Origin of the sequence: Taklimakanibacter albus, from assembly GCF_016595235.1 — a bacterium.
In the GTDB taxonomy this organism is placed as follows: Bacteria; Pseudomonadota; Alphaproteobacteria; order Rhizobiales; family Aestuariivirgaceae; genus Taklimakanibacter; species Taklimakanibacter albus.
Genome location: NZ_JAENHL010000006.1, coordinates 1,319,105 through 1,334,072, shown reverse-complemented (window position 1 = coordinate 1,334,072; position 14,968 = coordinate 1,319,105). Strand labels below are relative to the sequence as shown.

The following is a 14,968-nucleotide window of genomic DNA, read 5'->3' as shown; positions in this document are numbered from 1 at the left end:
TCCTTCGTCGCGTGAAATCGAGGAGTTATTTGGGCAGAGGCCGCTCGCCCGGGAGGCGCCGGTCGACGGGTGTTCCGCCACCGAGAAAATCCTCAGGATTGGCGAGTACGGATTCTGTTTCGCCGATGCCCGGCGGCGATGCGCGATGCGCGATGCAGCCCGCCATGGTGGCGGTGACGGAAAGATCATCGGCTACGGCGAGAGCTTCGATCGGGCCTGCGCAACCGGGCAGGGTGGCGAGATCGATGGAGTTGGACAGGAAGCGCCCATCCGAGGTTTGAAACAGGCGCAATGACGTGCCGCTGGCGATCGCCAGGATACTGCGTTGGGGAGATATGGCGAAGGTCACCGTTCCCTTCGGATCAAGACCGGTCTCGGAAACATTCCAGGACGAGGCGATGAGGCTTTCGCCTTTGGCCTGCCATCGCAGCCAGGTCAGCGCTGTTCTGAGCCACCCAGGCAATGATGAGATGTCTTGCAGGGTGAGCGCCGACAACTGCTGAAAGGGCGTCGCCAGCACGATCGCACCATCGGAGTCGAACAATGCGGTTTTTTCGACGGTGGACCGCATCTGCTCCTCGTCCAGGCCCAGACCTTCCGGCGCGACAAAAATACGCCGGGCCTGCAGCGTGGGAGTCGCGTCGGTTCCATAAGCCCAGACCTCGACGCCACCGGCCACCCCGCGCGCCGGCGAGACGGTCATCAGGGCCTCGCCGGAATAGGCCATGGCGATCGTCCGGCTGTTGGCCCAGACATCCGGATAGCGCACGGTCATGCTGTTCAAATCCATTTCGAGCCAGGCGGGCATGTCCAGCATGCCGCGCGCCGCAATGGCGAGACGCGCCTTGTCCGCCGAGAGAATGAAGTTCGAATGAGAGTCCCAATTCAGACCGGCGAAGCGGCATTTCTCGGCGGCGACATCATCCTTCAGCGCGCAGAGCAGCCAGCTGAAATTCCATTGCCCGGAAACCACCATGGTCGCGATGAAGTGGCGGCCGCCGGCGCCGACGAAATCGATGAAACAGCCAAAGTCGTTCTGGTCGATAAAGGCGCGCTTCGCCTCATCGGCGCTCACTTCGCCTTCGGCGGACGGGAGGCCTGAGAAGTCGAGGCGGTCGATGTCGGTGCGCAAGGTAAAAGCAAAGTTCGGGCGGATCGACGGGCAGGTCAGGCTGTCGTCCGCAGTGGCGGCGGGACGCGCTTCACTCGTCCACAGAAGGGCCTCCGACCGGGCGCGGGGAAAGGCGAGAAAACGCACGGCCGCCTGGTCGGGTGAAACGGAAATGAGGCATTTCTTCTCGACCCGCCGGCGGCGTTCCTTTTCCGCGTCGATTTGCTGCTGTTCCTCTTGCGACAGTGTCCTGTCGTCATCATCGGGATCGAGATTGACCAGGTCGACGAAGCCGGCACAGTCTTCGGTCGGCGTAAGGCCGGGTTTGGCAAGAGACACGGTGTCTGTCGCGAGGTCGAGGCTGAAGACCCATGCATTGTCTTCATCCTGGTTCGCAGCTTCAGTCCCGAATGTCACGAGATAACGGCCCGGCGCGTCCTTGAGCCGTTGGAACAGAACCGGCGAATTGACATCGCCTTCCGGGTCGGCGCGATACTGCTGCAGGATACGGCCGGTTTGCGCATCGAGGACCATGATGGACGAGTTGCGGTCGAGCGCGACGAGCTTGTGCGTGGCGTCATCGCCAATGGCGGCGAGCGGATTTTCGATCGCGATCCGCAGAGGGCTGCCGGCCTTGAGATAGCTGAAGTCGCCCCAGCCGAAGAGACTGCCTTCGGTGATGCCGTCGAGCGCGGTGCTTGCCGGCACCAGACGCTGGAGCGAAAAACGCGCCAAGGTCAAAGCTCTGTCACGGTCGTTGCCGGAGCTCAGAAGGCCGCGCTGGAAGATCGACGACAGGGTGCTGAAGGCATCGGGCAAAGTGCGGTCCGATACCGTCTGCGCGGCGGCCGCCAGATATTCGCGCCGCGCCTGCTCGAGGCGCGCCTCGGCGCGGGGCTGGAGATAGGCGTAGTTGACCAGGATGAAGGCCAGCAGACCGTATAGCGCGAGCTTGATCGGATCGGCGACCCGGTAGAGCGCATATTGGATTCCCTTAAGCGTGCCGGCGACCGGGATTTCCAGGCCGGGCAGAGCCGCCTCTCCGGCCGCCACGACCGGCACCCAGTAGCGCTTCATGAAGGCGTCGGGATCATCGCCCGGTGGCATGAAATAATGGCTATGGCCGCCGGGGAAGAAGCGGTTGACCAGGTCGGCGCCGGTGAAGCCGTAGAAGCCGACACGGCCCGCCATGCCGGTGAACAGGACGCCGGCCTGGCTCAGGATCAGGACTGAATCATTCAGACCGCAGTCATTGATGACGCGCCGGATGCCGGGCTTGCCCGGCGCCGGGTTCATCAAGGATGCCCAGTCGAAAGCCGATCTGAGGACGCTGCCGGACAGGATGATGAGCTCGACATCCGGCCGCTCGTCCGGTTTCATGCTGCGTAATGCATGAGCGACGAGATGGGTACCGAAGGAATGGGCCACGAAGGTGAAGCTGGCCCCTTCATGCGACTTCATCAGCACCTTGAGATTGTTCCTGAAGGACCGCACCGCCAGCCAGCGGAAGAGGGGGATGACGAAAGCGATGACGCTGAAATAGCCGTAGCCGTAATTCTCCACCAGGATGCCCGGATTGGCCTGAAGGGTGAGATTTCTCAGGCGGTCCTGCCATTGCCCGAAAGTGCGGATGCCGTGGACGGTGACGAGAATCCTTGCCGGCGATGCGGCCTGAGGTCGGGTGCTCTTCGCTTCGGCCATTCGGGAGACTCAAAAGGGGCTGATTGACCCAACGTCGCATGGCGGTGGGAGGCGGGCAAGCCGTTCACCGCATAAATCCACTATCTGGAATTATAACTTGGTAAATCCAGTAAGTGGATTTATAGTCGCGTCACCCGGTGCTGGAAGCCGGGATAGGGAGGGTTTCATGAAGCATTTTCTGGGTGCGGCGGCGGTTGCCGGCATGTTGCTCTGGGCCGGTCAGGCCTCGGCCGCCACGGTGTCGCTGTTCTGCTCGTCATCGGGTGCCGAATATGAATTGTGCAAGCAGGGCGCCGAGGCCTGGGCCAAGAGCTCGGGCAACGAGGTCAAGATCAACAAGATGCCGGCCGCCTGGGACGAGGCGCTGCCGCTCTATCAGCAACTGCTGTCGGCGCAGTCGGCCGATGCCGATGTGCTCCTCCTCGATGTGGTGTGGATCGGCCTGTTGCAGAACCATCTGCTCGACCTCAATGCCGAGCTGCCGAAGGAAGATATCGCAGCGCATTTCGCCTCGACCGTCGCGGCCGGCACGGTCGAAGGCAAGTTCGTGGCGCTGCCCTGGTACACCGATACGGGGCTGATGTTCTATCGCAAGGACCTGCTGGAAAAATACGGCAAGCCGGTGCCGAAGACCTGGGCCGAGCTCACCGAGACGGCCAAGGCCGTGCAGGACGGTGAACGCGCCGCCGGCAATAAGGACATGTGGGGCTATGTGTGGCAGGGCAAATCCTATGAAGGCCTCACTTGCGATGCGATCGAATGGGTCGGCAGCTTCGGCGGCGGCACCATCATCGACGAGAAGGGCAATATCACCATCGACAATGCCAAGGCGGCCGAGGCGCTCACTCTCGCCAAAGGCTGGGTGAATAATATCAGCCCGCAAGGCGTCCTGAATTATGACGAGGAATCCTCGCGCGGTGCCTTCGAGGCCGGCAATGCAGTGTTCCTGCGCAACTGGGCCTATGTGTGGGGCACCTCGCAAGGCAAGGACCAGCCGCTGGTCGGGAAGGTCGGCGTCGCGTCGCTTCCTGTCGGCGCGCAAGGCGCCAAGTCGAGCGGCTGCATGGGCACCGCCCATCTCGGTGTCTCGAAATACACCAAGAACAAGGAAGCGGCGGTGAGCCTCATCCGCTTCATGTCGGGGCTCGACGAGCAGAAGCGCCGCGCCATCGCCGGCGCCTATAACCCGACCATCTCCGCGCTCTATGACGATGCCGAGGTGCTGAAGGCGCTGCCGTTCCTGAAGGACGCGCAGACCGCCTTCGCCGAAAGCGTGGCGCGGCCGTCAGCAGTAACCGGCTCGAGCTACAACCGTGTTTCGCAGGCTTTCTATAAGGCGGTGCATGGCGTGCTGGCGGGCGAGGCGGAGGCGGCGGAAGCCCTGAAGACACTCGCCGCCGATCTCGACAAGATCAAACAACGCGGCAAGTGGTAAGACATAAGCCGCCGATGGCCGGCCGCATTCCTCCCGCGGCCGGCCATCCTTCTTATGGAAAGTGACTGAACCTATGCTGATCGGCAACGCGCCCTGTTCCTGGGGCGTCTTCTATCCCACCGGCAATCGCCTCACCGCTGAGGAGTATCTCGATGCGGTGGCGCGCGCCGGGTACCGGGCGACAGAGCTCGGGCCCCTGGGCTTTCTGCCTGACGATCCGGCCGCGCTCGCCGACGCGCTGGCGAGCCGCGCGCTGACGCTCGCCGGCGCCGCCCATGTCCATGTGCTGGCCGAGCCTGGCTCGTGGCCGGTGCTCCGGACGGCGCTCGACCGGCTCGGCAGCCTGCTGTCCAGGCTCGATGCGCCGCATCTGGCGTTGATGGATGAAAGCGAATGGTATCCGCCGGGCCAGCCCGGCGTGGTCGATCAAGCCGGCTGGCGCGTGATGATCGGCCATGTCCGCGACTCCTTACGGTATGTGACCGAGACCTATGGCGTCAGGCTCACCTTTCATCCGCATGTCGGCACCTGTGTCGAGCGTGAGGCGCAGATCGACCGGCTGCTCCAGGACACCGAGGTCGATCTGTGCTTCGACACTGGCCATCATGCCTTCTGGGACCAGGATGCTGTCGCCTATATGCGCAAAGTCTGGGATCGCATCGGGTATATGCATCTGAAGAATGTCGATCCCGCTATGCGCGCCCGGGTGCTCAAAGGCGAGCTCGGCCCCAATGAGTCCTTCGCCCAAGGTGTCATGTGCCCGCTTCCCGATGGCGCCGTCGATATTGCGGCGGTGATCGCACTGCTCAAAGAGAAGGCCTATGAGGGCCCCTGCATCGTCGAGCAGGATCCGAGCGACAATGCGACCGAGACGCCCGAAGCGCTCGCCGCCCGCAATCTCATTTATCTTCAGGACCTACTCGCCCGATGAGCCTCATCACGCCCAAGATCTACGCCGATCCCGAAACGCTCGGCCGTCACTTCGCCGCGCGTCTTCTTAATGAGGTCGCGCAAGCCAAAACTGCCGGGCGGTCCTTCCTGCTCGGCTGTCCGGGCGGCCGTTCGCCCAAACCCGTCTATGACGCGATGGGCGCGGCGCTCGCCACGGCACCGCAGGATATGAGCCACGTCGTCATCGTGATGATGGACGACTATCTGGTCGAGACGCCGTCCGGCCTCGATCATGTGCCGATCGAAAGTCACTTTTCCTGCCGCCGCTTCGCGCGCGACGATATTGCCGGCGTGCTGAATGCGGGCCTGCCGGCGCCTTTCCGTATTCCGGCAGCGCAGATCTGGTTCCCCGATCCGCGCGATCCCGCCGCCTATGACGCAAGGATCGAAGCGGCGGGCGGCATCGATCTGTTCATCCTCGCCTCGGGCGCCAGCGACGGCCATGTCGCCTTCAATCCGCAAGGCAGCGCGCGCGAGAGCCGGTCGCGCATCGTGCCGCTCGCCGAAGAGACGCGGCGCGACAATATGAAGACCTTTCCGGATTTCCGCTCGCTCGACGAGGTGCCGCGTTTCGGCGTCACCGTCGGCATCGATACGATCGCGCGCCACTCGAAGCAGGGGGTGATGATCGTCTGGGGCGAGGGCAAGCGGCTGGCTTTCGACCGTCTCAGCAAGGCAGAAGACTATGATCCCGATTGGCCGGCGAGCGTCGTCTCGATCTGCCGGGGTGGCGTCATCCTCGCCGATGAAGCGGCGGCGCGGGCGTGATGCGCACCGCCATCGGCATCGATATCGGCGGCACCAAGATCGCCGCCGGGCTGGTCGATCTGACGGCTGGTCGGCTCATCATACAGGCGGAAATGCCGACACCGCGCGGCGAGAGCGCCGAGACCATGCTCGCCACCATCGCCGGGGTGGCGGAGCGCATGCAGGAGGCCGCCAAAGCCGCCCATGTCGTTCCACTCGGCATCGGCATCGGGCTGCCCGAGCTGGTGCGGCTCGACGGCGTGCCGGCGAGCGACTGGATCACCCCGTGGCGCAAGCGCGACCTGACCAAAGACCTCGCCCGGTTTCATCCGGTGACGGTCGACAGCGATGTGCGGCTCGCGACCTTGGCCGAACTCCATTACGGCCATGGCTTACGCTTGCCGAGCTTCGTCTTCGTCTCGATCGGCACGGGCTTGAGCTGTGCGGTCTGTGAGGATGGTGTGATCCGGCGTGGCGCCCATGGGTTCGCCATCCATTTCGCGTCCGGCGATCTCGTCTCCTATGACGCCGCCAGTGGCCGGAAGATGGTGTTCAATCTGGAAAGCTTCGCGTCGGGCCTGGGCATGAGCCGCGTCTATCAGCTGCGGACCGGACGTGAGGCCACGGCGCGCGACATGGTCGAAGAGCGGGCTGGGCCGGAAGGGACGGCGCTCCTCGATGAGGCGACAACAGCGCTCGCCAGCTATATCGGGCAGATCATCAATATGATCGATCCCCATGGCGTGGTGATCGGCGGTGGCCTCGGCACGGCGCCGCGTTTCTTCGATATGCTCAGGGCCAAGGTGCCGGCCTATATCTGGGCCGCGGATTGCCGCGACCTGCCGATCCTGCCGAGCGCGCTCAACGCCACAGCCGGCATCATCGGGGCGGCAGCACTTTATGCCGGTCCGCGCAAGGGGAGGGAGTGACCCATGGCTTCGGTCAGCCTCAATCAGGTGTCCAAGAGCTATGGCGCGGTCGACATCATCCGCGCCGTCGACCTCGCCATTGCCGATGGTGAATTCGTCGTCTTCGTCGGGCCGTCGGGCTGCGGCAAGTCCACCTTGCTGCGCCTCATCGCCGGCCTCGTGCCGGTAAGCTCTGGTGATATCAGCATTGCCGATGAAGACATGACGGAGGTGCCGGCGTCGAAACGTGGCATCGCCATCGTCTTCCAGTCCTATGCGCTTTATCCGCATATGACGATCGCCCGCAATATCGGCTTCGCGCTCGAGACTTCGGGCCTTGGAAAGCCCGAGATCAAGGCCAAGGTCACCGACATTGCCCGCATGCTCAAGATCGACCATCTGCTGGGGCGCTATCCGCGCCAGCTGTCCGGCGGGCAACGCCAGCGCGTCGCCATCGGGCGCGCGCTGGTGCGCCAGCCCAAGGTCTTCCTGTTCGACGAGCCGCTGTCCAATCTCGACACCGATCTGCGCGCCGAAATGCGCGTCGAGATCGCCAGGCTCCATGAAGAGCTCGGCACCACGATGGTCTATGTCACGCATGACCAGATCGAGGCGATGACGCTCGCCGATCGCATCGTGGTGCTGAATGAAGGCCGCATCGAGCAGATCGGCACGCCACAGGAGCTCTATCGCCAGCCGGCCAACCAGTTTGTCGCCGGGTTCATCGGTTCGCCGCGTATGAATTTCGTCGCCGGAGCGCTTCTGGGCGAGAAAGCCCGCGGCGCCACGACGCTGGGGGTGCGGCCGGAGGCGATCAGGCTGGTGCCGGCGGAAGAGGCGCATGTCAGCGGCACGCTCCTGCGCCTCGAGGATCTGGGCCATGAGCATCTCGCCTATGTCGAAATCGCGCGCGACATCACCTGGACGGTGAGGCTCGCCGCCCATCCCGATCGCGAGCGTGGCGCCATGGTCGGGCTTGGCTGGGCCGAGGAGGCGCTTTATCGCTTCGGCACGGACGGGCGCGCCGTCGCATGACGCCCAAGCCGGCCAGCGGGTCCTTGCAGCGCAAGGAGGTGTTCGCCGCCTGGATCTTCCTGGCGCCGGCGCTCATCGCCTTGCTGCTCGTCGCCTTCTGGCCGCTGGCGCGGACGTTCTATTTCTCCTTCACCAATGCGACGCTCGACGATCCGTCTATCTACGACTTCATCGGCTGGCTGAATTTCACCGAGATCGCGCGGGACGCGCAATGGTGGCGCGCGGTCGGCAATACGGTTCTCTTCACCATCGTCTCGGTGGTGCTCGAAACGCTGCTCGGGCTCGGCATCGCGTTGCTGCTCAACCAGGCGCTGCCGGGCAGGGGAGCCTTGCGCGCCGCGATTCTCATTCCATGGTCAATCCCGGTGGTGGTGTCGGCCAAGATCTGGGAATGGATGCTGCATGACCAGTTCGGCATCATCAACAATCTGCTGATCGGCCTGGGGCTGGTCGAGCATGGCATCGCCTGGACGGCGACTCCGTCCCTGGTCCTCGGCGTCGTGATTTTCATCGATGTCTGGATCACCACGCCCTTCATGGTGCTCTTGATCCTCGCCGGGCTGCAGACCATCCCCGAGGAGATACACGAGGCGGCGCTCGTCGACGGCGTGCCCTCGTGGAAACGCTTCTGGTCGATCACCTTGCCCATGCTGCGCCCGGCGATCGGCGTCGCGGTGCTGTTCCGGGCGCTCGATGCGATGCGCATGTTCGATCTGAGCTACATTCTCGCCGGCAACAACGAGCGCACCATGACGATCTCGATCTATGCCCGCAACCAGCTCATTTCCTTCCAGGAGACGGGGCTTGGCTCGGCCGCCTCGACCTGGGTGTTCTTCGTGATCGCGCTGGTCGCCGTCCTGATCATCGGCGCCTTGCGGCTCGACCGTTCCACGACGGCAGGGAGGTGAGCATGACCATCGCCGCCCGCCGTTCATCCGCACGCTATCGCTGGCAGAGACGGGCGCGGGGTTTCGGACTCTTCGTCCTCCTGCTGCTGGTGCTCGTCTACACGCTGTTTCCCTATTATTGGGCGATTGTCTCATCCTTGCGCTCAGGCTCGGCCTTGTTCAGCACCAGCCTGGTGCCGAGCTTCGATCTCACCCATTACATGGCGCTGCTGCAGGACCCGGTCTTCACGGGCAGTATCGTCAATTCGCTGATCGTCGCCGGATCGACCACCCTCATCTCGCTCGCCGTTGCGGTCGCCGCGGCTTATGCGTTGGGACGGCTCACCTTCGGCGGCAAAAAGCTGATGCTGATGGCCATCCTGGTGGTGTCGATCTTCCCGCAGATCGCGGTGATGTCGGGCATGTTCGAGCTGGTGCGCTGGTTCGGCCTCTATAACCGCATCGGGTCGCTGATCCTGGCCTATCTGATCTTCACCGTGCCCTTCACCGTCTGGGTGCTGACCAGCTTCATGCGCGAGTTCCCGCGCGAACTGGAAGAGGCGGCGATCATGGATGGCTGCTCGCATTGGCGCATCCTCACCCGCGTCCTCCTGCCGCTGATGGGGCCGGCGCTCGCCAGCACCGGGCTTCTCGCCTTCATTCTGGCCTGGAACGAGTTCCTGTTCGCCTTGACCTTCATCCTGAGCGATGAGAACCGCACTGTGCCGGTCGCCATCGGACTCATTTCAGGCAACAGCCGCTATGAATATCCGTTCGGGCCGGTGATGGCGGCATCGATCGTGGTGACCTTGCCGCTCCTCGCTTTGGTGCTGTTCTTCCAACGACGGATCGTCAGCGGGCTTACCGCCGGGGCGATCAAGGGTTAATCATCGAGCCCATGAAAGACATCGAACACGGTGCCGCTGATCTTCCACCTGGAGGCCGGATCCGCCTCGATGGTGGCAAGAAGCGGCATGGTGGCGGCACCGAGGCCGATCATATCGCGGTCGAGCAGGCCTTTCTGCAGGCGCGGCGCGGTGCGGGTGCTGCGCAGAGCGATATTATGGGGCAAGGGCTCGGCCAGCTCGATCAGGCGGTCCAGCACCCATTCGGGCAGGTCGCTTCCGAGGATGATGGTCTCCGGGTCGAGGATGTTCTCGAGCGTGCCGACGAGCCAGCGCAGATGCGGCGCCGACTGCGCGATCCATTTTTCGGTTTCCTTCCGGCGCGCTTCGACGAGGCCGGCGAAACCCGCTTCACGATCGCGCGCACTTCCGGACGCGCCCAGGCGGTCGAGCAGATGCTCGATGGAAACGATGGATTCCAAGAGAACGGTCTTGCCCTCATGGACGATCTGGAGCCGGCCGATCTCGCCGGCATTGGCCTGGAAGAGGGCGCCGTCATGCACGATGCCGGCGCCGAAGCCATGGGCGAGGAAGAGATAGCAGAAGTCACGCAAGCCTTGCGCCTTGCCGAAGGTCGCTTCGGCGAGCGCGCCGGCATTGGCGTCATTCTCGACGATGACGGGCAGGCCCTTGTCGTGGGCCAAGCGGCGGTCGATCTCATAGCTGTGAAGCGCGCTCCACAACGAGCCTTCGAGGCTCTCCGTGTCGATGACCCGCTCGTCGCGCAAGCTCGGCGAGGCGATGCCGATGCCCCAGACGAGATCAGGCGATATGCCGGCCTTGGTAATGAGCTTGTCGATGAGGCGGCCGAGGGCTGCCTGCACGCCTTTCGCCGAGCTGGTGGTGAGCGTGCTGCGCAGGCGCGCTTTCGGCTCAAAAGCAAAGTCGATCAACGTGGCGCGAACGAAGTCGCGGTCCAGATGCAGACCGATGCCGTAACCGCGCTCGGCGACGATCCGGTAATTGGTCGCCGGCTGGCCCTTGCCGCCGTAGACCTTGCCGGCGGGCTCGATGAGCCCCGCCTGTTCGAGATCGCCGATGATATTGGAGACCGATTGCGGGCTGAGCCGAGTCACACGCGCCAACTCGGCCCGGCTCTGCGCCGGGTCGCGGCGCAAGAGGCCCAGGACCGTCTGCCGGTTGAGCCGTTTCGTATAAGCGTTGTTCTTGCCCAGTCCGCTTGCGCGCAGCTTCACGTCAATACCTAAATCCACTCAGTTGAGTAAATCACTTGGACGTGTCATGTAGCATGAAATCCTGAAACGTCCTTAAGCATTTTGGAGACCAGAATGACCATCCGGGTGGGCCTGATCGGCCTCGGCGAAGTCGCCCAGCTCATGCATCTGCCGCTGCTTGCCGATGATCCGCGCTACCGCATCGAGGCGGTGATGGATGTGGCGCCGTCGCTGGTCGAGCATGTGGGGCAGCGCTATGGCGTGTCGCGCCGATATCTGAGGCCCGAGGACCTTCTCGCCGACAAAGCGGTCGATGCGGTATTCATCCTCACCCCCGATCACATCCATGGCCGGCTGCTCGCCCAGTCCATGGCGGCGGACAAGCACATCTTCATCGAGAAGCCCGTCTGCCTCACGGCGGACGAGCTGACGCCGCTCGTCGGGCCGGCGGAACGCTACGGCAAGACCATCTTCGTCGGCTATATGCGGCGCTTCTCCAGGCCCTTCCTCGAGCTGAAGAGGCTGATGCCGGCGGTTGGCGAGGTTCAGCATGCACGGGTGCGCGACATCATCTGCGAGGGGCCGTTCTTCATCCGACAGACCCGCAATGTCTTCTGTCCCAAGGATGTGCCGCAGGAGATCATCGCGGAGGGGCGGGCGGAGACCGAAAGGCTCTTGCGTTCCGTCATGGGCGAGGGCGCCTCGCGTGAGGAACTGCGCGCCTATCAGGTGCTGACCGGGCTGTCCTCGCACAGTTTCTCGGCCATGCGCGAGCTGCTCGGCATGCCGAAGGCCGTCGCCGCGGCCCGCCAGCATCGCGGCGAGGCCGTCTCGGTGCTGTTCGATTACGGCCATTTCACCGCGGTCTATGAGGCGCTGATCCACAATGTGGCGCGTTTCGATGCCGGCATCGACATCCTGACGGACCGGCAGCAATTCCGGCTCAATTACGACACGCCCTATATCCGCAGCCTGCCGTCGCGTCTGGACATCACCTCATCGAGCGATCAGGAGACCGAGACGCGGACCTTCGGGCCCGTCTATGAGGACCCGTTCCGGATCGAGCTCGACGCCTTTCATGACTGCGTCGTCAACGGCACGCCGCCCAAAACCACGCTCGCGGATTCGGCTCATGACCTGGCGCTATTCGCTGCCGTCGGGAGGGCTTTCCGCAGCCCGGGATAGCGCCGCGCAAGGCCTTGATATCAGGGCCTGATTCAGGCCCATAAAATCGGCGTTTTTAGCCGGTTTTTCATGCGCTTGGCATTGCTTCCGGCTGGCCTTGGCGGCTATTATGTTCCGCCGCTCGAATCGTTTCCAGAAACGAGGCCTCCCAGGCCTTATCGACGGTTCATGAAGAGCGTAATTCCGTCAGGATTCAAGTGGCCGACAAAGACGACAAGAACGATCCGAATTCCTCCGGCAATCCGGGTGAAATCGCGCCCATCTCCATCGAAGAGGAGATGAAGAAGAGTTATCTCGATTACGCGATGAGCGTGATCGTGTCGCGCGCTTTGCCCGATGTGCGCGACGGACTCAAGCCGGTGCACCGGCGCATTCTCTACACGATGTACGAGAACGGCTTCACGCCCGACAAGGCGCATAAGAAGTCGGCGCGCGTCACCGGCGACGTGATGGGTAAATACCATCCGCATGGCAATCTCGCGATCTATGACGCGCTGGTGCGCCTGGCGCAGGAGTTCTCACTGCGTCTGCCGCTCATCGACGGGCAGGGCAATTTCGGCTCGGTCGACGGCGACCCGCCGGCGGCCGAACGTTATACCGAGGCCCGTCTCGCCAAGTCGGCCATTCCGTTGCTCGATGATCTCGACAAGGACACGGTCAATTTCGTCGCCAACTATTCCAACGAGTTCCACGAGCCGACGGTCCTGCCGGCGAAGTATCCCAATCTGCTCGTCAATGGCGCGGGCGGCATCGCGGTCGGCATGGCGACCAACATGGCGCCGCATAATCTGGGCGAAGTGATCGACGGCACCATCGCCACGATCGACAATCCCGGCATCACCATCGAAGAATTGATGAACATCATCCCAGGCCCTGATTTCCCCACGGGTGCGATCATCCTGGGGCGCGCCGGCATCAGGTCGGCGATGCATACGGGGCGCGGCTCGGTCGTCATGCGCGGCAAGGTCACCACCGAGGAACTGCGCAAGGAGCGCGAGGCGCTCATCATTCACGAGATTCCCTATCAGGTGAACAAGGCGACGATGATCGAGAAGATCGCCGAGCTGGTGCGGGAGAAGAAGATCGAGGGCATCTCCGACATCCGCGACGAAAGCGACCGGCACGGCATGCGCGTGGTGGTCGAGCTCAAGCGCGAGGCGATGGCCGATGTGGTGCTGAACCAGCTCTACCGCTTCTCGCCCTTGCAGACGACCTTCGGCGTCAACAATATCGCGCTCATCGGCGGGCGCCCTGAGCTTCTCAACGTCAAGGACCTGATCCAGGCCTTTGTCGGCTTCCGCGAGGAGGTCGTCACCAGGCGGACGAAGTTCCTCCTCAACAAGGCGCGCGACCGGGCCCATATCTTAGTCGGCCTCGCCATCGCCGTCGCCAATATCGACGAGGTGATCGCGCTCATCCGCCGCTCCAAGGACGCCGCCGAGGCGCGCGAGGCCTTGATGGCGAAAGCCTGGCCCGCCAAGGACATGGCGCCGCTCATCGCGCTCATCGCCGATCCGCGCCACAAGCTCGGCGCCGACGATACCTACAAGCTGTCGGAAGAGCAGGCGCGCGCCATTCTCGATCTGCGCCTGCAGCGCCTCACCGCGCTGGGCCGCGAGGAGATCGCCGAAGAGCTCGAGAAGCTCGCCAAGGAAATCTCCGACTATCTGGATATTCTCAGATCCCGCGCGCGCGTCTTCAGCATCATCAAGGACGAGCTCACCCTCATCAAGACCGAGTTCGCGACGCCGCGCCGCACCCAGATCGTCGACAATGAAGGCGAAGTCGAGGACGAGGATCTCATCCAGCGTGAAGACATGGTGGTGACGGTGAGCCACACCGGCTATGTCAAACGCGTGCCGCTGTCGGCCTATCGCGCGCAACGGCGCGGCGGCAAGGGCAGGGCCGGCATGCAGACGCGCGAGGAAGATTTCGTCACCAAGCTCTTCATCGCCAATACCCACACCCCCATTCTGTTCTTCTCGTCCGCCGGCATGGTCTACCGCATGAAAGTGTGGCGGCTGCCCGTCGGCAACCCGCAAGCCCGCGGCAAGGCGCTCATCAACCTGCTGCCCTTGGCGCAGGATGAGCGCATCACCACGGTCATGCCGATGCCCGAGGACGAAGCGAGCTGGGGTTCGCTGCAGCTCATGTTCGCCACCCGCTCCGGCAATGTCCGGCGCAACGAGCTGTCGGATTTCGAAAGCATCAACCGCAACGGCAAGATCGCCATGAAGCTCGAGCCGGGCGACCAGATCGCCGGCGTCGATATCTGCACGGTCGCCGACGACGTGCTCCTCACCACGGCGCATGGCCAGTGCATCCGCTTCGCCGTCGAGGATGTCCGCATCTTCAAGGGGCGCGATTCGACCGGCGTGCGCGGCATCCGCCTCGAGGGCGACGATCATGTGATCTCGATGGCGCTGTTGCGCCATGTGGAAGCCTCGGCCGACGAGCGTCTGGCCTATCTCAAGATGGCGCGCGCGGTCTCGGGCGAAGAGGTCGAAGAGAACGGCAATGGCGCGGCCGAGGAAGAGACGACGCAGGCGCAGGACGCCATGCTGGGCCAGGAGCGTTATGCCGAGATGGGGGCGGCGGAGCAGATCATCCTCACCGTCTCCTCCAACGGCTACGGCAAGCGTACCTCGAGCTACGAATACCGCATCACCGGGCGCGGCGGCAAAGGCATCACCGCCATGGCGGTCAATGACCGCAACGGCCCGCTGGTGGCCTCCTTCCCGGTCGAGGACGAGGACCAGATCATGCTGGTCACCGATGGCGGCCAGCTCATCCGTTGCCCGGTCCATGACATCCGCAAGGCGGGACGGTCGACGCAAGGCGTGATCGTGCTCGATACGGCCGAAGACGAACATGTCGTCTCGGTCGAGCGCATCAGCGAGGACGAGGAGAACGGCGGCGAGGAGTAAG

The 14,968-nt window shown here is 63.6% G+C and carries 11 protein-coding genes; 9 read left to right on the top strand and 2 right to left on the bottom strand.

Annotation, left to right across the window (positions count from 1 at the left end; translation table 11 throughout):
* Nucleotides 1–25: 25 nt before the first annotated feature.
* On the bottom strand, nucleotides 26–2,812 hold the full coding sequence (locus JHL16_RS11235) for a hypothetical protein (protein WP_200184903.1): 2,787 nt from the start codon (nucleotides 2,810–2,812) through the stop codon (nucleotides 26–28).
* A 166-nt stretch (nucleotides 2,813–2,978) separates the two neighbouring features.
* On the opposite strand from JHL16_RS11235, the gene JHL16_RS11230 reads away from it, so the two are divergent.
* The 7 genes from JHL16_RS11230 to JHL16_RS11200 all read left to right on the top strand — a co-directional run bounded on the left by JHL16_RS11230 (nucleotide 2,979) and on the right by JHL16_RS11200 (nucleotide 9,662).
* Complete coding sequence (locus JHL16_RS11230) at nucleotides 2,979–4,247, top strand: ABC transporter substrate-binding protein (protein ID WP_200184902.1); 1,269 nt, start codon at nucleotides 2,979–2,981, stop codon at nucleotides 4,245–4,247.
* A gap of 73 nt (nucleotides 4,248–4,320) precedes the next feature.
* Nucleotides 4,321–5,178 (top strand): sugar phosphate isomerase/epimerase family protein, encoded by an 858-nt coding sequence (locus tag JHL16_RS11225; RefSeq protein ID WP_200184901.1) that lies wholly within the window; start codon nucleotides 4,321–4,323, stop codon nucleotides 5,176–5,178.
* A complete protein-coding gene (locus JHL16_RS11220; protein ID WP_200184900.1) occupies nucleotides 5,175–5,966 on the top strand; it encodes a 6-phosphogluconolactonase in 792 nt (263 codons plus the stop codon). The genes JHL16_RS11225 and JHL16_RS11220 overlap by 4 nt, the downstream gene beginning before the upstream one ends.
* Nucleotides 5,966–6,874: an ROK family protein gene (locus JHL16_RS11215; RefSeq protein ID WP_200184899.1), complete on the top strand. Its 909-nt coding sequence runs from the start codon at nucleotides 5,966–5,968 to the stop codon at nucleotides 6,872–6,874. The genes JHL16_RS11220 and JHL16_RS11215 overlap by 1 nt, the downstream gene beginning before the upstream one ends.
* A 3-nt stretch (nucleotides 6,875–6,877) precedes the next feature.
* Entirely contained in the window at nucleotides 6,878–7,888 is a 1,011-nt protein-coding gene (locus JHL16_RS11210) for an ABC transporter ATP-binding protein (protein WP_200184898.1), read from the top strand.
* Complete coding sequence (locus tag JHL16_RS11205) at nucleotides 7,885–8,796, top strand: carbohydrate ABC transporter permease (protein ID WP_200184897.1); 912 nt, start codon at nucleotides 7,885–7,887, stop codon at nucleotides 8,794–8,796. Before JHL16_RS11210 ends, JHL16_RS11205 begins: the two co-directional genes overlap by 4 nt.
* Nucleotides 8,797–8,798: 2 nt before the next feature.
* Complete coding sequence (locus JHL16_RS11200; protein ID WP_200184896.1) at nucleotides 8,799–9,662, top strand: carbohydrate ABC transporter permease; 864 nt, start codon at nucleotides 8,799–8,801, stop codon at nucleotides 9,660–9,662.
* Here JHL16_RS11200 and JHL16_RS11195 read toward each other — a convergent pair.
* On the bottom strand, nucleotides 9,659–10,876 hold the full coding sequence (locus JHL16_RS11195) for an ROK family protein (RefSeq protein WP_200184895.1): 1,218 nt from the start codon (nucleotides 10,874–10,876) through the stop codon (nucleotides 9,659–9,661). The two genes, JHL16_RS11200 and JHL16_RS11195, sit on opposite strands and share 4 nt — an antisense overlap.
* A 93-nt stretch (nucleotides 10,877–10,969) precedes the next feature.
* On the opposite strand from JHL16_RS11195, the gene JHL16_RS11190 reads away from it, so the two are divergent.
* On the top strand, nucleotides 10,970–12,040 hold the full coding sequence (locus JHL16_RS11190; protein WP_200184894.1) for a Gfo/Idh/MocA family protein: 1,071 nt from the start codon (nucleotides 10,970–10,972) through the stop codon (nucleotides 12,038–12,040).
* A 197-nt stretch (nucleotides 12,041–12,237) separates the two neighbouring features.
* Nucleotides 12,238–14,967, top strand: coding sequence for a DNA gyrase subunit A (gyrA, locus tag JHL16_RS11185; protein ID WP_200184893.1), 2,730 nt, complete (start codon nucleotides 12,238–12,240; stop codon nucleotides 14,965–14,967).
* Nucleotide 14,968 lies beyond the last annotated feature (1 nt).

Coding starts and splice junctions, on each gene's coding strand:
- JHL16_RS11235 (WP_200184903.1), bottom strand. CDS start 2,812: ATGGCCGAAGCGAAGAGCACCCGACCTCAGGCCGCATCGCCGGCAAGG.
- JHL16_RS11230 (WP_200184902.1), top strand. CDS start 2,979: ATGAAGCATTTTCTGGGTGCGGCGGCGGTTGCCGGCATGTTGCTCTGG.
- JHL16_RS11225 (WP_200184901.1), top strand. CDS start 4,321: ATGCTGATCGGCAACGCGCCCTGTTCCTGGGGCGTCTTCTATCCCACC.
- JHL16_RS11220 (WP_200184900.1), top strand. CDS start 5,175: ATGAGCCTCATCACGCCCAAGATCTACGCCGATCCCGAAACGCTCGGC.
- JHL16_RS11215 (WP_200184899.1), top strand. CDS start 5,966: ATGCGCACCGCCATCGGCATCGATATCGGCGGCACCAAGATCGCCGCC.
- JHL16_RS11210 (WP_200184898.1), top strand. CDS start 6,878: ATGGCTTCGGTCAGCCTCAATCAGGTGTCCAAGAGCTATGGCGCGGTC.
- JHL16_RS11205 (WP_200184897.1), top strand. CDS start 7,885: ATGACGCCCAAGCCGGCCAGCGGGTCCTTGCAGCGCAAGGAGGTGTTC.
- JHL16_RS11200 (WP_200184896.1), top strand. CDS start 8,799: ATGACCATCGCCGCCCGCCGTTCATCCGCACGCTATCGCTGGCAGAGA.
- JHL16_RS11190 (WP_200184894.1), top strand. CDS start 10,970: ATGACCATCCGGGTGGGCCTGATCGGCCTCGGCGAAGTCGCCCAGCTC.